This window comes from Hoeflea sp., assembly GCF_984452065.1.
The window spans coordinates 1-19509 of sequence record NZ_CFHWAF010000011.1 but is presented as its reverse complement, the minus strand read 5'-3'; the positions used below and the strand labels follow the sequence as shown (position 1 = coordinate 19509).

The 19509-nt window shown below is 58.4% G+C and carries 18 protein-coding genes, 1 tRNA gene and 2 pseudogenes; 11 read left to right on the top strand and 10 right to left on the bottom strand.

Features of this window, described 5'->3' with window-relative positions; genetic code table 11:
• Window positions 1-4: 4 nt before the first annotated feature.
• Together rpoH and AC5E6N_RS03930 are read right to left on the bottom strand one after the other, a co-directional pair.
• Entirely contained in the window at window positions 5-907 is a 903-nt protein-coding gene (gene rpoH / locus AC5E6N_RS03935) for an RNA polymerase sigma factor RpoH (RefSeq protein WP_491746591.1), read from the bottom strand.
• A gap of 220 nt (window positions 908-1127) precedes the next feature.
• Window positions 1128-2150, bottom strand: coding sequence for an RluA family pseudouridine synthase (locus AC5E6N_RS03930; protein ID WP_491746590.1), 1023 nt, complete (start codon window positions 2148-2150; stop codon window positions 1128-1130).
• 30 nt (window positions 2151-2180) lie between these two features.
• On the opposite strand from AC5E6N_RS03930, the gene AC5E6N_RS03925 reads away from it, so the two are divergent.
• Window positions 2181-2561 carry a hypothetical protein gene (locus AC5E6N_RS03925; protein ID WP_491746589.1) on the top strand — a complete coding sequence of 127 codons (381 nt, stop codon included), beginning with the start codon at window positions 2181-2183 and terminating at the stop codon, window positions 2559-2561.
• 36 nt (window positions 2562-2597) lie between these two features.
• Window positions 2598-3425, top strand: a complete 828-nt coding sequence (locus AC5E6N_RS03920; protein ID WP_491746588.1) for a TrmH family RNA methyltransferase — start codon at window positions 2598-2600, stop codon at window positions 3423-3425.
• A gap of 16 nt (window positions 3426-3441) precedes the next feature.
• Here the strand turns inward: AC5E6N_RS03920 and AC5E6N_RS03915 are convergent, their stop codons facing one another.
• Window positions 3442-5580, bottom strand: a complete 2139-nt coding sequence (locus AC5E6N_RS03915) for a coiled-coil domain-containing protein (RefSeq protein ID WP_491746587.1) — start codon at window positions 5578-5580, stop codon at window positions 3442-3444.
• Between the two features lie 285 nt (window positions 5581-5865).
• On the bottom strand, window positions 5866-6465 hold the full coding sequence (locus tag AC5E6N_RS03910; RefSeq protein WP_491746586.1) for a DUF1134 domain-containing protein: 600 nt from the start codon (window positions 6463-6465) through the stop codon (window positions 5866-5868).
• A gap of 174 nt (window positions 6466-6639) precedes the next feature.
• On the opposite strand from AC5E6N_RS03910, the gene chpT reads away from it, so the two are divergent.
• Both chpT and AC5E6N_RS03900 read left to right on the top strand, forming a co-directional pair.
• A complete protein-coding gene (gene chpT, locus AC5E6N_RS03905; protein WP_491746585.1) occupies window positions 6640-7275 on the top strand; it encodes a histidine phosphotransferase ChpT in 636 nt (211 codons plus the stop codon).
• A gap of 179 nt (window positions 7276-7454) precedes the next feature.
• Window positions 7455-7820 carry a response regulator gene (locus AC5E6N_RS03900; protein WP_491688916.1) on the top strand — a complete coding sequence of 122 codons (366 nt, stop codon included), beginning with the start codon at window positions 7455-7457 and terminating at the stop codon, window positions 7818-7820.
• 232 nt (window positions 7821-8052) lie between these two features.
• Here the strand turns inward: AC5E6N_RS03900 and ctrA are convergent, their stop codons facing one another.
• Window positions 8053-8754 (bottom strand): response regulator transcription factor CtrA, encoded by a 702-nt coding sequence (gene ctrA / locus AC5E6N_RS03895; protein WP_267988608.1) that lies wholly within the window; start codon window positions 8752-8754, stop codon window positions 8053-8055.
• A gap of 429 nt (window positions 8755-9183) precedes the next feature.
• Between ctrA and AC5E6N_RS03890 the strand changes: the two genes are divergently transcribed.
• Window positions 9184-9540 (top strand): flagellar export protein FliJ, encoded by a 357-nt coding sequence (locus tag AC5E6N_RS03890; RefSeq protein WP_491746584.1) that lies wholly within the window; start codon window positions 9184-9186, stop codon window positions 9538-9540.
• Between the two features lie 52 nt (window positions 9541-9592).
• Window positions 9593-10165 carry a paraquat-inducible protein A gene (locus AC5E6N_RS03885; RefSeq protein ID WP_491746583.1) on the top strand — a complete coding sequence of 191 codons (573 nt, stop codon included), beginning with the start codon at window positions 9593-9595 and terminating at the stop codon, window positions 10163-10165.
• Between the two features lie 86 nt (window positions 10166-10251).
• Here the strand turns inward: AC5E6N_RS03885 and sciP are convergent, their stop codons facing one another.
• The gene (gene sciP / locus AC5E6N_RS03880; RefSeq protein WP_491688780.1) at window positions 10252-10527 is read right to left on the bottom strand and encodes a CtrA inhibitor SciP; all 276 of its coding nucleotides are present in this window, start codon (window positions 10525-10527) and stop codon (window positions 10252-10254) included.
• A 457-nt stretch (window positions 10528-10984) separates the two neighbouring features.
• Here sciP and mnmA point away from each other — a divergent pair, with 457 nt between their 5' ends.
• The gene (gene mnmA, locus AC5E6N_RS03875; RefSeq protein WP_491746582.1) at window positions 10985-12184 is read left to right on the top strand and encodes a tRNA 2-thiouridine(34) synthase MnmA; all 1200 of its coding nucleotides are present in this window, start codon (window positions 10985-10987) and stop codon (window positions 12182-12184) included.
• A 123-nt stretch (window positions 12185-12307) separates the two neighbouring features.
• On the opposite strand, the gene AC5E6N_RS03870 is transcribed toward mnmA, so the two are convergent.
• Window positions 12308-13447, bottom strand: a complete 1140-nt coding sequence (locus AC5E6N_RS03870) for a DegT/DnrJ/EryC1/StrS family aminotransferase (RefSeq protein ID WP_491746581.1) — start codon at window positions 13445-13447, stop codon at window positions 12308-12310.
• 266 nt (window positions 13448-13713) lie between these two features.
• Window positions 13714-14673 carry a Gfo/Idh/MocA family protein gene (locus AC5E6N_RS03865; RefSeq protein WP_491746580.1) on the bottom strand — a complete coding sequence of 320 codons (960 nt, stop codon included), beginning with the start codon at window positions 14671-14673 and terminating at the stop codon, window positions 13714-13716.
• A 143-nt stretch (window positions 14674-14816) separates the two neighbouring features.
• Here AC5E6N_RS03865 and AC5E6N_RS03860 point away from each other — a divergent pair.
• A tRNA-Met gene (locus AC5E6N_RS03860) sits at window positions 14817-14893 on the top strand.
• A gap of 133 nt (window positions 14894-15026) precedes the next feature.
• Window positions 15027-15095, top strand: a pseudogene (locus AC5E6N_RS03855) (hypothetical protein); the annotation flags it as partial.
• Here AC5E6N_RS03855 and AC5E6N_RS03850 read toward each other — a convergent pair.
• Window positions 15087-15890, bottom strand: coding sequence for an IS5 family transposase (locus AC5E6N_RS03850; protein ID WP_491746579.1), 804 nt, complete (start codon window positions 15888-15890; stop codon window positions 15087-15089). The pseudogene AC5E6N_RS03855 and the gene AC5E6N_RS03850 sit on opposite strands and share 9 nt — an antisense overlap.
• 448 nt (window positions 15891-16338) lie before the next feature.
• Between AC5E6N_RS03850 and AC5E6N_RS03845 the strand changes: the two genes are divergently transcribed.
• Together AC5E6N_RS03845 and AC5E6N_RS03840 are read left to right on the top strand one after the other, a co-directional pair.
• Window positions 16339-18174, top strand: a complete 1836-nt coding sequence (locus tag AC5E6N_RS03845) for a type II toxin-antitoxin system HipA family toxin (protein WP_491746578.1) — start codon at window positions 16339-16341, stop codon at window positions 18172-18174.
• A gap of 263 nt (window positions 18175-18437) precedes the next feature.
• Window positions 18438-18917 (top strand): hypothetical protein, encoded by a 480-nt coding sequence (locus AC5E6N_RS03840; RefSeq protein WP_491746577.1) that lies wholly within the window; start codon window positions 18438-18440, stop codon window positions 18915-18917.
• A gap of 332 nt (window positions 18918-19249) precedes the next feature.
• Here AC5E6N_RS03840 and AC5E6N_RS03835 read toward each other — a convergent pair.
• Window positions 19250-19509 (bottom strand): annotated as a pseudogene (locus AC5E6N_RS03835) (hypothetical protein); the annotation flags it as partial.

The window sequence follows — 19509 nt, the reverse complement described above, 5'->3', positions numbered from 1 at the left end:
TGATCTATTGTGACACCGGCTGAAGGCTGTTTGCCCGCTCGACCGCGGCCTTGCGGACCGCGTTCTGTACTTTCTCGAAAGCCCGGACTTCGATCTGCCGCACACGCTCGCGGCTGATGTCGAATTCGCCGGACAACTCCTCGAGCGTCATCGGCTTCTCCGACAGCCTGCGGGCCTGGAAGATGCGTTTTTCGCGATCGTTCAGCACATCCATCGCCGAGGCCAGCATGGCACGACGGTCTTCCAGCTCATCCTGCTGGATCAGCAGGGTTTCCTGATCGTCGCTTTCATCGACGAGCCAGTCCTGCCACTGTCCCGATTCGCCTTCCGAAGCCTTGATCGGTGCGTTCAGCGACGCGTCGCCCGACAGGCGGCGGTTCATCGACACGACCTCGTCTTCGCTGACATTGAGCTTGGTGGCGATCTCGGCGACCTGGTCCGGTCTGAGATCGCCCTCTTCGAGGGCCTGGATGCGGCCCTTCAGCTTGCGCAGGTTGAAGAAAAGGCGCTTCTGATTCGCCGTCGTGCCCATTTTCACCAGCGACCAGGAGCGCAAGATGTACTCCTGTATGGAGGCCTTGATCCACCACATGGCATAGGTCGCGAGGCGGAAGCCGCGCTCGGGATCGAATTTTTTCACGGCCTGCATCAATCCGACATTGCCTTCGGAGATGACTTCACCGATCGGCAGGCCATAGCCGCGATAACCCATGGCGATCTTGGCGACAAGGCGCAGATGGCTGGTCACCAGTTCATGGGCCGCCTCGGTATCGTGATGTTCGTGATAACGCTTGGCCAGCATGTATTCCTGCTGGGGCTCCAGCATCGGAAAACGTCGGATTTCTTCGAGATAACGGTTCAGGCCACCTTCGCCAGCAGTCACCGTCGGTAAGGTGTTTCGGGCCATTACAGCACCCCTCCTTCCTTGTTTGAGGCTCCCTCTTCGAGGCAAGCCCGCCGTGCCCGTTGTTCGCCAGGCACATTCGGTTTTGACATAGTCACGAATAGCGGCGAGATCAAGCCAGCGCCGCATGAATCCATTTATGCCTTTGATTTCAGGCGGCTTTTAGCTTGAAAGACACGATTTTTTGCGACAAATCCGCACGGGTATCATAATTTGTCCAAGACTATGAAAACGCTGCAATAATCTCGCTCATATCGGGCGCAAGCGGCGCCTCGAAGCGCAGCGTGTGTCCGTCGCGCGGATGGGAAAACTGCAGGAGATAGGCATGCAGGGCCTGCCGGTTCATTTTCGCCACCGCTTCGGCGATCTCGGCGGGCAGCGTGTTGATCTTGGTGCGGAAGGCCGCACCGTATTCGGGATCGCCGATAAGAGGATGTCCCACATGTTCCAGATGAACGCGGATCTGGTGCGTCCGCCCGGTTTCAAGCCGGCAATCCACCAGGGATGCCGAAGCCGGTGTTCCGTCTCTTGCGCCAAACCGTTGTTTGACTTCGTAATGGGTCACGGCGTGACGCGTGTCGGGTCCCTGCGCGCGATGGACCGAACGCTTTGTCCGGTCTGAGGGTGAGCGGCCGATGGGCGCGTCGATCGTGCCTTTCAGCGGTGAGGGGCAGCCCCAGACAAGAGCGAGATATGCGCGCCGCAGGGGGCCGGACAGGCCATGATCCGCGAACTGTTCGGCCAGGCGGTTGTGGGCGAAGTCGTTTTTGGCCGCCACCATCACGCCGCTGGTGTTCTTGTCCAAGCGATGAACGATGCCGGGCCGTTTGACCCCGCCGATACCGGACAGGCTGTCGCCGCAGTGGTGAATGAGCGCATTGACCAGCGTTCCGGTGTGGTTGCCCGCGCCGGGATGGACGACCATGCCGGCGGCTTTCGATATCACGATGAGATCGTCGTCCTCGTAAAGAATGTCCAGCGCCAGCGCTTCGCCTTTCGGCGCGGCGTCACGCGGCTCCGGCACTGCCAGTTCTATGGCGTCGCCGGGCGCGACTGCACGCTTCGGCTCGGTGACCACGATGCCGTTCACGCTGACGGAACCGTTTCGTATCAACGACTGCAGCCGGCTGCGCGAAAGCTTGCCGGAAAGTGCCGAAACCAGCCATGCATCGAGCCGGCCGGCGGCGGAAGCGTCCGCCTTGAGCACTTTCTTCTCGTGCGATGCTTGGGTAAAGGGATCAGTCATGGAACTGCAATCGGTGAAACAGGGGCCCAGATGAACAAGGTGGAAATCGAACCGGAAGAGGAAAAGCCGCTTGATCCGGAAATGGAAAAAGTGCGGCGAAAGATGGTTCGGCTGCTTGTCGTTTCCATCGGCATTATGATTTTGGGAGTTATGGCGGTCCTTGCCGGTGTTGTCTACAGGGTCGTGCAGCCGGATGAGGAAAACCGTGTTGCCGCCGGGCAGGGCCTCGTCGTGCCCTCGGAAGGGCCCGTTCAGCGCGATGCGTCCCTGCCGCAGGGCTTTATCGTTGACGATGTTGCGCTCGACGGACCGCGTATCCTGTTTTTCGGCCGGATGGCCGACGATTCGCAAAAAGCCTATGTTCTGGATGTCGAGACCGGCCGCATGGCTGCGGAAATCACATTGAAATGACCGAGGCGACCGGGAGATGACCGAGGCGACCGGGAGATGACCGAGGCGACCGGCCGGTTTGTTCGCATTCTTGATCCCGATGATGAGCGCGTCGCCGAATTCAGGCATATCCGCGAGCGCGATCTTGTCGGCCGCGAGGGACGCTTCATTGCCGAAGGCACGGTGGTCCTTCGCATGCTTGCCGCTTCCGACCGTTTCGAGGCGGAAAAGCTCCTGCTTCTGGAGAGCCGGCTGGCGGGTGTGGCGGATATCCTCGAGGCGTTCGGCCCGACTGTCCAGGTAATGGTCTGCGGGCGCGAGACCATCGACGCCATTGCCGGTTTTCCCATGCATCGCGGTGTCCTTGCGGTCGGCAGGGTGCGCCGGGCTCAGCCTTTCGGGGATGCGATCGCCGGCCTGCCCGCGAACGCGCTCGTCCTGGTGTGCAACGCCATTTCCAATCATGACAATCTGGGCGGGCTGTTCCGCAATGCTGCGGCGTTCGGTGTCGACCTTGTCTGCCTGGATACCGAATGCTGCGATCCGCTGTACCGCAAATCCATCCGCGTTTCCGTCGGCGCTGCCCTGACGGTGCCTTTCGTCCGCGGCGGACGCGTTGATGAGATTGCGGAGCAGTTATCCGACCGGCAGTTCGAGCTCGTCGCGCTTTCTCCCGATGGCGGGCAGGCGATCGGCGGTGTGAATGTCGGATCGCGCACCGCGCTGCTCGTCGGAACCGAGGGGGAGGGGCTGCCGAAAGCGCTGCTCGACCGGCTTGGCAGGGTGCGAATCCCGCAGGCGAAGGGATTGGACAGCCTCAATGTCGCGACCGCGGCAGGCATCGCCCTTTACTGCGTTGCGACAGGCCAGCAGCGACTGACGTAAATCCCGTGCAGGCAGCTCAGCTTTCCAGTTCGGATTTCGCCCGGCTGGCGAGACTGACCCGTTCGGCGCCCGCATGAACCGGCGTTCCCGCGTCCGAGATGATTTTATGGATCGGTGAAGCGTCGCCTTCACGCCGCCCGGACAGGCCGACGACGGCGGCGGCAATGGCGGCGATCTCCTCGCGCATTCCCGAATCGTCGCTGCTGTCCGGCGTGCTCTTCAGCTTGTCGACCAAAGCGGTGTGGCGCAGGCGAAGATCCTCCATCCGTCCTTTTATGGTTCCGTTAATGTCCCTTTTCTCCTCTTTTATCTCCTCGGCATCACCGTTTGCGACACGCACAGATCCGTTGGTCGCCTGCGCCTGCGGCGCCGATTGTGCCGCAGGCGCACGCCTCAGCATCTCTTCCTGTCCGGCCAGGGCTTTTTTTGCGCTCTCGAGCTTGCGGGCCGCCCCGGCAATCTCCTGTTCCTTCGACTTGACGGTCTTTGCCAGCCTGATCGTCTGTTCCCGCTCGTGTTCAAGGCGGCGCTGCCAATCCTTCGCCGCGGCCTCTGAGGTTTTCAGATCCTTCCGAAGCTGCCGGTTTTCAGCTTTGAGCACGATGATCTGTTCGCGTCCGCCGCGCTCCGTCACCCTGCTCTTTTCCAGTGCCGTCTTGGTATTCTCGACACGTCCGGTGAGCGCTTCGATCTCGCGTTGCGCCTTTTGCTGGTCGGCCAGGCTCAGCCGGTGGGCCTCGCTCGCCTCCTCGACCTTGCCATGCAGGTCGTCGATCTGCGCGTTTGCTTCGCCGAGCTGGCGGATGCGCTCGTCGAGCAGGGACTGCCGGGTGGAGAGCTCGATCCGGGTTTCCTTATGGTTTGCCTTCTCGGTGCTCAAATTATCCTGAAGCGCCTCGTGGCGTTTGTGCGCCGTTTCGAGTTCCGAGGTGCGTTTGTCGCCCTCATTTTGCAGCGCCTTTATCTGTTTCTCCAGAGCGGCGGTGGTTTTGGCGTTTTCCTTCTGCGTCTTTTCGTGCTGCGCAACGCTGTCCTTGAAGGCAGCATCGGCCGCCTTAAGCTCGGCGCCGGTTTGCTTGTGGGTGTCCTGCTCCGTGCTCAGCTCGCGCTCAAGCAGGCTGTATCGTTCCGCCTGACGCGTCAGTTCGGCGGTCAGCGTCTCGCCCTCCTTGATGAGTGCATCGATCTGGCCGTTCAGTTCATTGGCCTGCTGTTTCATTGCGCCGTCGAGCTGGGCGAGCTGACTGTCGCGGTCTGCGACGCCGGATTGGGCGGCCGCCAGTTCTATGCGGGTCGCCTCGTGTTCCTGTTTTTCGCCCTGCAGGACGTTTTCCTGATCGACGGCCGCTTCCGCCGCGGCCTTCAGGCTCTCTTCCAGCGCGCTGATTTCGTCTCCGAGCCGTTTCTTCTGAAGTTCAAGCAGTTCAAACGTGTCCTGCAACTGGGCCTCGGTGTCGGCGTGTGAGGATTGGGCCGCCGCCAGTTCGATGCGTGTCTGGTTGTGCGCTTCCTGCTCCTGTTGCAGGGTCTGTTCAAGTGTCTGCGCCGCATCGGCGATGGAGGCGATGTCATTGAGCAATTGATCGCGCTCCATCGTCACCGCATCGAGTTGCGTGCGCAGATTGACCATCTCCGTGTGGCTGGCGGCGAGGTCGATCTTGGTGCTCTCGACTTCCGTGGACATGGCGATCAGGTCGTTGTGCAGCCGCGCGATCTGGGCATTGTCCATCTTCTTCATGCGCTCAAACTCGCGCACGGTTTCCGACAGCTTGTCGATGAGCTGTTGTTGCTTGCGGCCGTCGGAACGCAATTCACCGGCTTCGGTGACCAGTTCCTCGATGTGCTGATCCGCCAGCTTTTTGTCGCCGGCAAGCTCGGCGAGGTCGGATTGGAGCTTTTCGGCCCTGACCTTCTGGAGCACGACCTGTTCGCGCTCGGACTTCAATTCGGTCGTCAGTTTGGCGGATTCGGCGGCAAAGACGGCGCGTATCTGATCCGCCTTGCCCTTGATCTCCGAAAGGCTCAGCGGCACCGTCGCCTCGATGCGCTTTTCGGTCAGTTTGACGATACGGCCATATATGGCCGGCGTGACCAGCATTGCGAGGATCGCAGCCGCCAGAAAACCCAGGGCGAATATGAGGAGGAACTCAATCACGCGGCGTACCCGCTGACCGGTCTGGCCCCTTTATCGCAGACAATACAGACAAAGCTGACTTGCGGTTTTCTGGTTGCACGTATCCGTTCCCGCGGGATGGCCGGGGCCGATTACCGACACCCGTTCTCGCGGCAACCGCAACACACAGGATGTGCCGGATATTCCGTCGTTTGCCGCGCCCACCTGCATAAAGCATGCTAGCAGATACGGGTAAAGGGCTCCCGATTACTTCTGGTTAACCAACGTGTCCTTTCGGTCGCGGCGGCGATGGCGCCGGCGGCCCGGTCAGAACGGGTTCCAGGTCGGACGGGGGGTCAGCTTCAAATAGCCGATATTGATGCCGATACGGGCGCCCACACCGGTGCGGATGGGTACAATGACGACATGCCCGCCCTGCAGCACGGTCATGCCCGCACCGGCGATCGCGTAAGCCTGACCGCTGACACCGGCAAAGCGGCCATATATGTCGTCGACGCTGCCGAGTTCATAAACCAGCATCATGACCCGGCTGCCCTGGCCGCCATAGTCGAAGCCGAGGGATGGCCCCTGCCAGAAGACCTGATGTTCACCGGCATTTTTTGTATAGAGCTGGCCTTCCCCGTAGGTCAGCCCGCCGACAAGGGCGCCGGAGGCCTCCTCGCCGAGGACATAGCCGTTGGGCAGGCCGTATTGCTGGAATGCCCTTTCGACGACGCGGGCAAGGCCGTCGGTCGCGGACCCGAAATAATTGTGCCCGGCGTCGACCATTTCCTGCATCGTGTATTGTTGCGAGCCGGCCGGCTCGACCTGTTGCGCGCTTGCCGCGGAAAAGGTCGCCGCCGCGAGTATGGAGGCGATTGTCACATGCAGAAACAAGGCAGTGATTGCGCGATGCACGCGGTTCATTTTATATCTCCGATTCGGAATTAACCTGGCACTCATAATGCCTGGGTATCATCGCTCGAGGACGTTAACAGTCGGTTTACCAAATGTGTTGTCATTGTGGCTTCGAATGGTGTCTAACAGGCTGTAGCCGGGTCTCGGACATCTGCCTGGGCAGGCCTGAACAAGGAGCACGACATGTCTTCAAATCCTAATCTTACGCTTTCCGGTCCGGACCTAGCGGCGCTCCTTTGCAGCCGGGTGTGCCATGACATCATTTCGCCCGTCGGCGCCATCAACAACGGACTGGAACTGCTCGATGAAGGCGGTGCGGACGAAGATGCAATGAACCTCATCCGGACCAGTGCGCATAACGCTTCTGTGCGCCTGAAATTTGCCCGGCTGGCGTTTGGCGCGTCAGGCTCCGTCGGCGCGTCGATCGATACCGGCGAGGCGGAAAAGGTGATCATGGACTTTGCCGGAGCCGACAACAAAACCGAGATCTCCTGGCAGGGAACACGGGCGATTGTCGCAAAGAACAAGGTCAAGCTGCTCCTCAACCTGTTTCTCGTCGCCTATGGATCGATCCCGCGCGGCGGATCCATATCGGTGGTTCTGGAAGATCTCGAGACCGCTCCCAAATTCACGCTGAAGGCCAGCGGCGGCATGCTGCGGGTGCCGCCCAAATTCCTGGAAATTCACAGCGGCGAAAGCAGTGAGCCGATCGATGCGCATTCCATTCAGCCATACTACACCGTGCTTTTGGCCGAGACCGCCGGGATGACGCTGACAAGCACTGCCGGCGCCGAGGACGTGGTCTTTACGGCGTCCTGAATGCATGTCGCAGCCATGCAAACGGCTTTCATCTTAACCGGCCGTTAAGCCTTTCCAGTAACCAAATCTGAAGCTCTCCAGCCTAAATTGGTGTCGAACGGGCGCCGCAACGGCTCCTTACTCCGATCGCTCGTAGACGGGTGTTTGGGGTTCGGGCCAGTTATTGGGGAGATACGATGATGCAACGGCTTATTCTGGTCGATAAATCGGTGATCATTCGGAAGGTCGCCAAACGGATACTGGCGGATCTCGGTTTTCTGGTTTCAGAGGCCGACGATGTCGAGACCGCCATGTCGATCTGCAAGGGTCGTGTGCCGGCCGTGCTGATCGTCGATGCGGATCTGCCGGGAGCGACCGAGCTTATCAGCGACGTGAGGAACCTTCCCGGCGGCGACAAGGTGAAGATCTACTACTGCCTGATCGAGGGCAAGCTGAAGAACATGATGCAGGGAAAGCGCGCCGGTGCGGACGATTTCCTGCTCAAGCCGTTTGACCGGGAAATTCTGACAAAAGTCTTCTCCGATCAGGCGAAGACGGCGGCCTGACCGGGCGCTGCTCCTTTCCCATCGCTCCTCCACAGCCGATTGCGGCGCAGTGAACTGCGCCGCATTGCTTTTTTCTGATGCCGGTCTGGTCTGATCTTGAGGAGTTTTTCCCCTCGGTGGCCGAACCGTAACGGATGGTTTTGCCAATGACGTATTTCAGGACAAGCAAAACCCGCCGGAAGCATCTGCCTCGGCGGGTCCAACCATTCGGTTTTCTGTGAGTCGCCTCCGATCAGGCGCTCTCGAGTATCTCGCTGTCTTCCGGCTCGCGGAGCACGTAACCGCGACCCCATACGGTCTCGATATAGTTGCGGCCGCCAGCCGCCGTCGCCAGTTTCTTGCGCAGCTTGCAGATGAAGACGTCGATGATCTTGAGTTCCGGCTCGTCCATTCCGCCGTAAAGATGGTTGAGGAACATTTCCTTGGTCAGGGTCGTGCCCTTGCGCAGGGAAAGAAGTTCCAGCATCTGATATTCCTTGCCGGTCAGGTGGACGCGCTGTCCGGCGACTTCGACGGTCTTGGCGTCGAGATTGACCAGCAGGTCTCCGGTCGTGATGACCGACTGTGCATGCCCCTTGGAGCGGCGAACGATGGCATGGATGCGGGCAATCAGCTCGTCCTTGTGGAACGGCTTGGTCATATAGTCGTCGGCGCCGAAGCCGAGACCGCGGACCTTGTCCTCGATGCCGGCCATGCCGGACAGTATGAGAATGGGTGTCTTGACCTTCGAGAGGCGCAGGGTGCGCAGAACCTCGTAGCCGGACATATCCGGCAGGTTCAGGTCAAGCAGAATAATGTCGTAATCATACAGCTTTCCCAGGTCCACGCCTTCTTCGCCGAGGTCGGTGGTATATACATTGAAACTTTCCGATTTGAGCATCAACTCAATGCTCTGTGCTGTCGCACTGTCGTCCTCGATCAATAAAACCCGCATGAATTTCCCCTTTTCCGCCGCAAAAGGCCGCAACGGCCATGTGCACTCTATGGACCGAGTCGTCGCCCGCCGAACCTGTCACGAAATGGTTAACAAATTCTAATTCGGTAACGCAACCCTTAATTCTGTCGTCAGTTGTGATGTTCAAACCACTGATTCTTAATGTGAATCAAAAAAACAGAAGTTAATTTGATACATTAAGAAAAGCTTATAACCGACTCGGTAGATTCACGAAAGAAAACTCGATTCAGGTGAATTTCATTTACCCGGTTTTAAGCGATTGGCCCTATGATTAACGATGTCCGTAAACGAAAGGTTACCAAAACGGCCAAACGGCTGTTTCGTCGGCTTGAAGCTTTGCGAAAACGGTAACCGGGGACGGATAACGGAATTGAATTGCCGGGATCTCGCGTCACGGGAGTAATGCGTATGAAGTCTAGTGAGAGCCTCGTTCGCCTGAAGGAGTTTCAGGTCAACGACAAACGCCGGCAGCTGAACCAGATTCAGCTGATGATGTCGGAGTTCGAGCGCATGGCCGCCGAGCTCGAATATCAGATTGCCGCAGAAGAAAAGAAGGCGGGGATTTCGGATCCTTCCCACTTCGCCTATCCCACATTCGCCAAGGCGGCGCGTCAGCGTGCCGAGAACCTTCAGGGTTCGATCCGTGAATTGCGCGTGCAGCAGGACGCCGCCGAGCTTGCGGTCGAGGAGGCCGAAGCCGACCTGGAGAAGGCAGAGGCGCTTGAAGTGCGCGACGCGAATGCGCGCGGCACAAAGGTCGGATAGCCGAACCCGTTCCGCCTGACGCAAGAGCATCCGGCTGGTTCTGCCAGCGCGGATGTGCTTTGCTGTTTGCGGGCTGGAGCAGATCGGCTCCGAAGCCAGGCGGGCAATCCGGGGACGGAACGCCCGAACATTCTCAGGCCGAGGTTCGCTCTTGCGCTATCCGCTGTTGTTGCCGCCCTTGTTGTTTGCAGGTCCGTTCCTGCTGGCACTCGGGCTGATCCTGCCGCTGGTGCGGTTTGAGAAGCTGTATTTTTTCGAGGAAACGCCGTCGCTTGCGGACATCATCGTCTCGCTCTGGCAGGACGGCAGCATTGCACTCTCGCTGCTGGTGGCGCTGTTTTCGGCCGTTTTTCCCATCGCGAAGATCCTGACCGTCCTCTATGAAGCCGCCAGGCGGGATAATGAACCGGGTCATCCGGCGCTGATGAGCAGATTTATCCCGCTGCTGTCAAAATGGTCGATGATGGATGTGCTGCTGGTGGCCCTGGTCATCGTTGCCGCCAAGACGAGCGGTGTTGCCAGCGCTTTCACACAACCGGGATTATGGTGCTATGCAGGCTCAGCTCTGACCGTGACCCTGGCGCACTGGCTGATACAGGCAAGGCCCTCGTCCGACCTGGCATGATCGCGGTCCGGGTTGGGTATTGTGCTGTGATCGCAGGAGAGAATGTCAAGCCGGTCCGGGGGTCGGCCGGCTCGAATGCACCACGGTCAGTGGCGGTATTGCTGGATGCGGGTTGTCCGCAGCCCGGCGAGGCCATGGGCGTCGATGGACGCCTGCCAGGAAAGGAATTCCTCAACGGTCAGTGTGTAGCGCTCACACGCCTCCTCGAGGCTGAGAAGCCCGCCGCGCACGGCCGCAACCACCTCCGCCTTGCGGCGGATCACCCAGCGCCTCGTGGTGCTGGGGGGAAGATCGGCGATCGTCAACGGACTGCCGTCGGGGCCGATAACATATTTAATTCTCGATCGTACCATCTCGGTCATTGGACACTCTACACAAACTCAAAGACCTATCTGTGCCAACCATACAGATTGAGGTTTAAAGATTGTCTAAACAAAAGCTCGTGACTTTATACGAATTTGAGTGATGGCGTCGCGGGCGGTTGCGAGGCGGTTTCTGTCGTCTTCTGCGCTTATTGTTTAATCTATTGTTTAAAAACGTGAAAATTACGTCGCTAAACCTGACGGCCGGGTATTGGCGGTCCGGCAAGGCAATTGAATGGAAGTCCCGGTGCTCTCTTTGGCTGCAGCCTTTCGGGCCGGCCGGGCCTTGGGCCGCGGAAGGATTTTCCAACGGATCGGGATTGCGGCCTTCCGGCCACGGACAGATGTCGCCAATCCGCCGTCTTCACGAACAACTTGCCGTCAGACGGCCGATTGCATATATCATGCGGGAAAGCTTGATTGGCGCCTTTAACGCCTTTGAACGCGGAAAACTGTTTTGAATACACTTGATATCGACAAGAAGCCCGAAGACACGCGGGTTGTCGTCGCCATGTCCGGCGGCGTCGACTCGTCGGTCGTTGCCGGCCTGTTGAAGCGCGAAGGATATGACGTCGTCGGCGTCACACTGCAGCTCTACGATCACGGCGCCGCCGTGCACCGGGCGGGATCGTGTTGTGCGGGCCAGGACATTGACGACGCGCGGCGTGTGTCCGATACGCTCGGCATTCCCCATTATGTGCTCGATTACGAGCAGCGCTTCCGCGAGGCGGTCATCAACCCGTTTGCGGAAAGCTATGTGGCAGGCGAAACGCCCATTCCGTGCGTTGCCTGCAATCAGACGGTCAAATTCGCCGATCTTCTCAAGACCGCACGCGAGCTCGGAGCCGACGCGCTGGCGACGGGGCACTATATCCGTTCGCGGCCCAATGGCGAGCATCGTGCGCTCTATCGCCCGCTCGATTGCGACAAGGACCAGAGCTACTTTCTCTTTGCCACCACCCAGGAGCAGATCGATTTCCTGCGGTTTCCGCTCGGCAACCTGCCGAAGGCCGAGACCCGGGCACTGGCGGCCAGTATGGGGCTGAGCGTCGCCGACAAGGCGGAGAGCCAGGATATTTGTTTCGTGCCGCAGGGAAAATACAGCGACATTATCGCCAAGCTGCGGCCGGAGGCGGCCGCGAAAGGCGAGATCGTGCATTTGGACGGCCGGGTTCTGGGGCGTCATGACGGGATCATGCATTACACGATCGGTCAGCGCCGCGGCATCGGCGTTGCGATCGGCGAGCCTCTTTACGTCGTTCATCTCGACGCGCCGTCGTCCCGGGTCGTCGTCGGTCCGCGATCGGCCCTCGACACCCACAGGGTCTTCCTGCGCGATGTAAACTGGCTGGGTGACATGCCGCACACCGCGCTGCCCGAGAACGGGTTCGGCTGTTTTGCCAAGGTCCGGTCGACGCGCCCCCCGAAACCGGCCACCGTCTGGTTCCAGGACGGCACGCTGATGGTTGAGCTTGCCGAAGGGGAGGCGGGTATAGCGCCGGGGCAGGCCTGCGCTCTTTATTCGAGCGACGAAGACGATGCACGCATTTTCGGCGGCGGCTTCATCGACCGCACCGAGCGGACCGAAGAGGCGGAGCGGCTGCTGCAGGCGCTTTTGTCGAACGCCGCAAAACCGGCGGCTCTGCATCAGAGCTGAGCGGCAGCGCATCCGCCGCGTTGCCGCTGAACAATGCGTGCTCAAAAAGTTGCCGCTGAACAATGCGTGCTCAAAAAGATGGCCGACGCAATGGCCGGCCATATGCCCCAGATAGCGGTTTGATTATTCCGCCGCCACCGCTTGGCGGGAGGACGCGAATTCGATGATCGTTTCGATGATGCGATCCTGGTCGCCGCGCTGCAGATACGGATGCATGGGCAGGCAGAGGATCGAATTGGGCAACTGTTCCGTTACCGTCAGTTCGCCGGAGCCCTTCGGATAATGCGCATAGGCCGGCTGCCGGTGCAGCGGCTTGACGTAATAGATCACCGACGGAATGTCCCGTTCGGCAAGCAGGGCCTTGAGCGCATCCCGGTCGACCGTTTCGATTGCGAACTGGGCCCAGGCCGAAACCATGCCCCGCGGAATATGGGGAACGCGGACATGGTCTTTCAGATTGTCGCGGTAATAGCCGGCGATCCTCTGGCGTGCTTCCAGTTCTTCATCGAAGATCGCCAGCTTTTCAAGCAGGATGGCCGCCTGGATCGTGTCGAGCCGGGAGTTGAGGCCGACATGGATGTTGTCATACTGGCTTTCGCCCTTGCCGTGGAAGGCATAGGAGCGCAGCTTTTCCATCACGCCGTCGTCGTTGGTGAACATCGCACCGCCGTCGCCGTAGCAGCCGAGCGGCTTGGCCGGGTAGAAACTTGTCGCGGCGGCATGGCCGAATGCACCGCAACGGCCGGCCGGTGTCTTGCCGCCGACACTTTGCGCCGCATCCTCCAGCATGAGCAGGCCGTGCTTGTTGCAGATGGCGCTGAGTGCCGGGTAGTCGGCAGGCGTGCCGAACAGATCGACCGGGATGACGGCCCTCGGATTGAGGCGTCCCTCGGCGCGGGTGGCGACGACCGCCTCTTCGAGGCGCGCCGGGTCGATATTGTAAGTCTCGTGCGAGACCTCGACAAAAACAGGGGTGGCGCCGGTGAGCACCACGACTTCGGCGGTTGCTGCAAATGTGAAGGAGGGTACGAAGACCGCGTCTCCCGGGCCGATTTCCCAGGCCATGAGCGGGATCAGCAGGGCATCGGTCCCGTTGGCGCAGGCGACCGCGTGCCTGACGCCCACATAGTCGGCAATCTTCTTCTCGAATTCGAAGACTTCGGGGCCGAGAATGTAGCGGCCTTCGCTCAGAACCTTGGAGACTGCCTTTTCAAGACGATCACCAATGCGCGCTCTTTGCGCAGCAAGATCGATAAACTGCATATTTGCTTCAGTCCCCTGCGGTCGCACCGAGTGATGGTCCGGAATGTGCCGGTTGCCAGTCAGTGCCGTATTGAGAGTATCGTGGACACCCGGACCCCAACATGCCGGATGTCCACACTCTCACCGACAATAACGTCAAATCCCTTCAAATCTAGCTAATACGCTGTCATTGCACATATTTCCACCCCTCGGACATCACACAAAGGTGCAGTTTGTAACCGCAGGTGATCGGCATTTGATGCAATGTTTGCCGTGAAAATCACGGATCAGTCATGGGTGACCGTGCCCGCCGACAGGATTTTGATGACCGCCAGACCGTCATCGACCGGGGTGCGCGCGGGCGTGCCCTCGGCGATACATTCGATGAAATGGGCGCATTCCCGCGTCAGCGGCAGCCCTTCGGGAATATCGACAAAACGTGGCTCGGCCGTCTCGAACTGCATGCCGTTGTCGCCCCTCCACACCCGGTGATCGTAGACGGCGAGCTTCTGCGCCCAGGGTGCGACATCATCGAAGACGGCCATTGCCTTGTCGCCGATGACCGTCAGTCGCCGTTCGCGATAGGGGTTCAGCCGGGATGCAAAGACATGCGAGCGAACGCCGCCCGGGAATGTGAGATGCAGGTGCGCGAAATCGCTCAGATGGTCGAGGACCGCCGAGCCTTCGCCGCGGATGTCGGCCGGCTCCTCGCCCGTCAGCGCCAGGATGAGCGACAGGTCGTGCGGTGCGATATCCCAAAGGGCATCGTTCTCGGTGTGGAACCGGCCAAGGCCGACACGGTGGGAGTGGATGTACCGGATTTGGCCCAGTTCCCCGCCGAGGGCCATGCGTTCGAGTGTTTCGAATGCCGGATGGAAGCGCAGGACATGGCCGGTCATGACCGTGAGATCCGTCGCCGCCGCGGCTTCCACCACGGCCGTCGCGTCCTCGACATTGAGCGCGATCGGCTTTTCGACGAGGAGATGTTTGCCGGCCTCGATGACCTGGAGCGCGGCCGGTGCATGGAACTGCGGCGGCAGGGCGAGCACGACCGCGTCGATCTCGCGGCTTGCAAGGACTGCAGCCATGTCCATCGATGCGACGCCGAATTCGTTCGCGAGATCGGCCGCCCGGGCCTTGTCCTCGTCGCAAACCGCTGCCAGCACGCCGAGCCCGCTCAGCGTCCTGACATGGTTCCCGCCCCAATATCCGCATCCGATGACGGCAATTGCCGGATTGGAATTCATAAGTATTGTCGGCGTCCTTCGTGGTTTTGGCGTTGCCATATCGGCCTGTCCCGCGGCATGCAAGTGGCAGGCCTGATTTTCTGCAAGCTTTTGCTTGACACCGCAGAGCCCGCGCCCTTATATCGCGCCGTTCTTGGCTCTCCGGCGGGGTAGCTCAGGTGGTTAGAGCAGCGGAATCATAATCCGCGTGTCGGGGGTTCGAGTCCCTCTCCCGCTACCAGGCTCCATCTGGACTGAACCCGGTAAATGAGTCAGTGAAACAGGTTACAGTTCTCTGTAAGGAGGATTGATGTTTCCGACCCAAGAAGCCCCGCAGTTTCAGCCGGGATTTCAAGCTGAAAGTCGTCAAGCGCATGGAGGCCGGTGATAACGTTGCGGCTCTTTCGCGCGAATTGGATATTCAGCGTCCATTGCTATACCGATGGCGCGACGCGTTTCGGGCCGGCGGGAAGCGTGCTTTGCGCAACCGACGCGGCCGCCCTGTCCTTCCTGAGCCTGTTGAGACGGCAACCGCGCAGGATCCGTGGCAAGAAGCGCTCGACCACCCAGCGTCGCGGCAAGACCTGAAAGCCGACCTGATCGGCGATCTTGCTGACGATCTCTATGGTGATACACGTGGCATCGCAGACCCTTTGTGCATTATAGGCGCTGTCGGCGAAGGCATGTTCGACAGATGGGAAGGATTTGCGCGATGCCTTGAGCAGCCGGACCGCGCCGTCGCGATCCTGGACATCAGCCGGATGCGCCTGGATGATCAGGGCGCGTCCGTCGGTATCGACCATGGCGTGACGCTTGCGGCCCTTGATCTTCTTGGCTGCGTCATAGCCTCTGGGGCCGCCGGCCTCGGTCGTCTTGACGCTCTGGCTGTCAATCACGGCCGCTGAAGGCGATGCCTTGCGTCCCACTCTCTGGCGATCGATCATCACGAGATGGTGGTTGATCGCCTCGAACAGACGATCCCGCCGGAAGCGCAGAAACCAGCCATAAACCGTCGTCATCGGCGGAAAGTCCTTCGCCAGCAGCCGCCAGGCAATGCCGCCTCGCAAGACGTAGAAGATGGCGTTTACGATTTCACGCATCGGCCACTTGCGAGGCCTGCCCGTTCGTCCCGGCTGTGGCATCAACGGAGCCAAAATCTTCCATTCCATATCGGTCAGATCGCTTCCATAACGCAGATCATTGCGGCTACGTTGCCGCCGGGTGGTCGGTGTCCACATGAGGTCCGCCAAACTGGCTTCGACAACCGTTTGGAAGCACATCTAAACCCGATCATCCACCTTTAATTCGACTTTCAAGACCGGCTCTTAGTCGCTATGAAGACTTTAAAACTAAAATCGCTCGTATCGATCCTTCGACGGGCAGGTGACAATGGATTGCATAGAACCAATAATGTCAGGCTCATAACTTGAAGGTCGCAGGTTCAAGGCTCGGGTCATGCATGCTGTCCTCCTCTTCCAGCACGCATCTTGAATCACAAATCAACTCAAAACGGAATCCCTCTCCGATTCGGTGAAAATCAGAAACGCTTTAGCAATTTACCGACTCGTAGCCGCAATGGTGGATTCTAACTTTCGCGTATTTCATATACGGAAAAGTTAGAAAATCTTGATTTTTGTCGCTAAAGATTCTAACTTTCACGTAGATGAAATACGCGAAAGTTAGAAAATGATCTATCTCGTTGGTGAAAACATTGATAAGACACGCGCCCACTATCAGGCTGAAACCGGCAAGATCGTGCAGCTGATGCGTGGTATTTATGCCGACGCCAACGATGATATCGATGAAACCGTTTTACGTTTTGCCGTCCGTATTGCTCACTATCTCTATCCAAAAGCTTTTCTATCAGCTGCGAGTGCCTCTTTGCTCGCACCCACACGTGATGGTCGTCTTTACTTAAGCGGGCCGCGCTCGCAGCGTACTCGGATAAGGTCATTGGAGATCGTCCAAAATGCTGCGTCTGATCACCCCTCAATAGCAACAGCCACGGTCAAGGATGGTCTTGGCGAATTCAAAATACCTGTTTCCTCCATGCGGCAGCGTTTTCTCGAAGCGTTTCGTATTCGGAGCGAACACGCAGCATCAATTGATGAGTCCATGCGTACCGCGATTGCGGAAAGGTTGATTGAAGAGTTTGGTGACCCGACAAAGGCAGCTGATGCCCTTTGGGCTCTTGCTCGCGAAAATGAATGGTATCGCGAAGGGGAACAGGCCGAGCGCTATCTCAAGAAAGCGCCTGAAATGATCGAGGTTCGCAACGAAGCAGCCCTCGAATTTTTAGTCGCATGGCATCATAAGCCGATCGGGCATCTTCGCCATGACGGATATGAATGGCGGTGGAGTGCTGACCCTGAGTTTGACTTGCCACTCATTCAGCAGCGCATTCCGGGACAGCTTCCACCCTTCATACTGTCCCTGCTTCCTGAAGGTTGGCTGGAACGTGTTCTCAAAGAAGCGGATGAACGCTCGATGCTGCGCTCGGGCAAGCGTTACATGTCCAACATCATCATCACCGATCAGCCCGATGATCTGACTGAATTGCCGGATGATGTAATGGTCAGTCGCCTTACGGACCATTCTCAGGACGGTGTCTTTTCCGGCACCTATGGCGGGCCGGAGCGCGGTGACATCGAAAAGAGCTTCGAAGAAAATCTTGCGCGGCTTTATGCAAGGTCGGATACGCCCAGACTATCTGGTGTTCAGATCAAGGCGCCGATGTATCTGGACGAATACGGTGGGTTGGTCCCGGCCTCCGAGAAGCCTTTTACGCATATTCTCAAACCGGCCGGAACCAGCGGATTCGAAGCGCTTCCTATCATTGAATATCTTTCCATGACACTTGGTCATCATGCCGGGTTTGAAGCACCGCAGATTGCATTGACTGCGATGCCCGATGAGATGCCGCCGGCACTAATCGTCGAGCGTTTTGATATTCGAATTGCCGCTGACGATAAGCGTCGTCTTGCTCTGGAAGATCTTTGTTCTGTTCTGGATCTGCCTCCAGGTGCGAAATACGACGGCACGATCGAACGTATGGCGCGGGCTGTTCGACCACTATCGACCAGTCCAGAAGAGGACATGCTATTGATCCTCAAGCGGGCTATGTTTGCCTGGCTTATTGCTGATGGCGATATGCACCTGAAAAATCTGGCTCTACTCAAAATCACGCAGCCAGGTGCCCGAACATTTGAAACCGTCAGGATGGCACCGCTCTACGATGCTGTAACCACACGGGTCTTTCCAAACCTTGAGGATGATCGTATGGCGCTCAAGCTATGTGGAAAGGACAACAGGCTGCGCCGCGCCGACTTCATCAAAGCGGCGGCAACAGCAGGCTTGACCGCCGGCGATGCCAATGGAGCGATGGATGAACTGCTTGGCAAGTTCAAGACGGGATTGGAACTTGTTTCCCTGCCGGAAATAGATGGCATCAGCGATAAGCTCAAGTATAGCGCTCAAAAAATGCTCGATATCAGTAGGGAGCGTCTGAACGGATTTGGATAGATTTGCTACGCCCGCAGATAGCGGGCGTGGCTTTTATTGCCACAGCGGCGAATGCACAGCGTGCTGCCGATAACATACACAGATTGCATGTTGAACACGAAGATATTGCTTGAATTGCAATGCTTGCTAGGGCCTATAGTCCTGGTGAATTCTTTTACGTTTAGCCCGGCTTTGTCCGGGCTGTACTTTGTAATCACTCGGTCACACGTCGCGATAAGCCAGTGATGCTCCTAACATATTGAGGGTTCTTTAGGTTCGTTGTGATGACTGCCAACGCAAAGCCAAAAACAAAAGGCCGCAAGAAACCCGAGGTCCCCGCGATCCTCTCATATCTCTCATATGTGCTGGAGATCGAAGACTGGAATTGGGACTATTCATTTGGCGTCGATGAACTCAAACATGAGGGACCTTATCGCGAGTTCCGGCATCTCAGTTTGTTCGGGAGGCTGTTGCGACCGGAGGCACTTTACATCGAGCACTCCGAGTTTACGTTCATGCCTAATCCTGGACACGATTTTTGTCGCCGTGAAAGCCACCAACCGAAGACTGTCGGTCATATACATCTTTACCAAAGGGCTCTCCGTGCAACGGCCTGGATGCCGCAAGATGCATTGCCGCCGGTGCTTACTATGCTTGCTGCAAAGCAGTTACGGTATCCCAATTTGACGGGCGAGAAGTTACGGTATCGAAAAGCACCAATACTAAGTTATCGCCTTCAACGGCGATGGGATGTTGATGAGTAAGGCTCAAGCTCACCGCCAAAGCGGGCGGTGCCTTGTTTCTTGGAGCGCATCGCCCCCCTGGATGTGAGGGCGATGGCGGCTCCATACGAAGCAGGCAATGAGGACACTAAGTGATCGACCAGAAAACTTCAGCAACAGCCATCCGCTATATTAGTACTACAGTTGCGCCTGTTCTCTCATTTTTCGGTGAGACAGGGCGGCGATGCGTTGATGCCTTCGTCGCCATCGTGACCATGTCCAATAGTATGCCGGCGAGACTGCCGGTGCGGCAAGGCTCTTTTCAATGAGATGCTTCAATTCAGATGTGGTGAGCAGTTCCTGGATTGCGATTGTCAGGCCGCGCCGGGTTTTGGACTCGTTTTGTCCCGTTTGCCAGCAGAGCGCCGTTGATCGGCGGCAAGTTTTGCCAGGAATGCCGCACCAGCCATGACCAAGGATATGTGACGGTGCCAACCATGCCATGAACGCGCCTCGCAATGATCGAGCCCCAAATCGTCCTTGGCGCGCAGGAAGCATTCCTCGACCGTCCAGCGCAGTCCGGGGTCGTGTCCCCTGAAGTGGTGTAGCAGTGCGTTAGCAAAGCCGTTCGCGA

What these genes read in the sequence shown, in the direction of transcription:
- sciP (WP_491688780.1), bottom strand. Translation starts at nt 10,527, where the DNA reads ATGACCGAGATGGTACGATCGAGAATTAAATATGTTATCGGCCCCGAC.
- AC5E6N_RS03850 (WP_491746579.1), bottom strand. Translation starts at nt 15,890, where the DNA reads ATGTGGACACCGACCACCCGGCGGCAACGTAGCCGCAATGATCTGCGT.
- AC5E6N_RS03910 (WP_491746586.1), bottom strand. Translation starts at nt 6,465, where the DNA reads ATGAACCGCGTGCATCGCGCAATCACTGCCTTGTTTCTGCATGTGACA.
- AC5E6N_RS03865 (WP_491746580.1), bottom strand. Translation starts at nt 14,673, where the DNA reads ATGAATTCCAATCCGGCAATTGCCGTCATCGGATGCGGATATTGGGGC.
- AC5E6N_RS03920 (WP_491746588.1), top strand. Translation starts at nt 2,598, where the DNA reads ATGACCGAGGCGACCGGCCGGTTTGTTCGCATTCTTGATCCCGATGAT.
- AC5E6N_RS03890 (WP_491746584.1), top strand. Translation starts at nt 9,184, where the DNA reads ATGAAGTCTAGTGAGAGCCTCGTTCGCCTGAAGGAGTTTCAGGTCAAC.
- AC5E6N_RS03840 (WP_491746577.1), top strand. Translation starts at nt 18,438, where the DNA reads ATGACTGCCAACGCAAAGCCAAAAACAAAAGGCCGCAAGAAACCCGAG.
- AC5E6N_RS03885 (WP_491746583.1), top strand. Translation starts at nt 9,593, where the DNA reads ATGTGCTTTGCTGTTTGCGGGCTGGAGCAGATCGGCTCCGAAGCCAGG.
- AC5E6N_RS03845 (WP_491746578.1), top strand. Translation starts at nt 16,339, where the DNA reads ATGATCTATCTCGTTGGTGAAAACATTGATAAGACACGCGCCCACTAT.
- AC5E6N_RS03925 (WP_491746589.1), top strand. Translation starts at nt 2,181, where the DNA reads ATGAACAAGGTGGAAATCGAACCGGAAGAGGAAAAGCCGCTTGATCCG.
- AC5E6N_RS03930 (WP_491746590.1), bottom strand. Translation starts at nt 2,150, where the DNA reads ATGACTGATCCCTTTACCCAAGCATCGCACGAGAAGAAAGTGCTCAAG.
- chpT (WP_491746585.1), top strand. Translation starts at nt 6,640, where the DNA reads ATGTCTTCAAATCCTAATCTTACGCTTTCCGGTCCGGACCTAGCGGCG.
- AC5E6N_RS03900 (WP_491688916.1), top strand. Translation starts at nt 7,455, where the DNA reads ATGCAACGGCTTATTCTGGTCGATAAATCGGTGATCATTCGGAAGGTC.
- rpoH (WP_491746591.1), bottom strand. Translation starts at nt 907, where the DNA reads ATGGCCCGAAACACCTTACCGACGGTGACTGCTGGCGAAGGTGGCCTG.
- ctrA (WP_267988608.1), bottom strand. Translation starts at nt 8,754, where the DNA reads ATGCGGGTTTTATTGATCGAGGACGACAGTGCGACAGCACAGAGCATT.
- AC5E6N_RS03870 (WP_491746581.1), bottom strand. Translation starts at nt 13,447, where the DNA reads ATGCAGTTTATCGATCTTGCTGCGCAAAGAGCGCGCATTGGTGATCGT.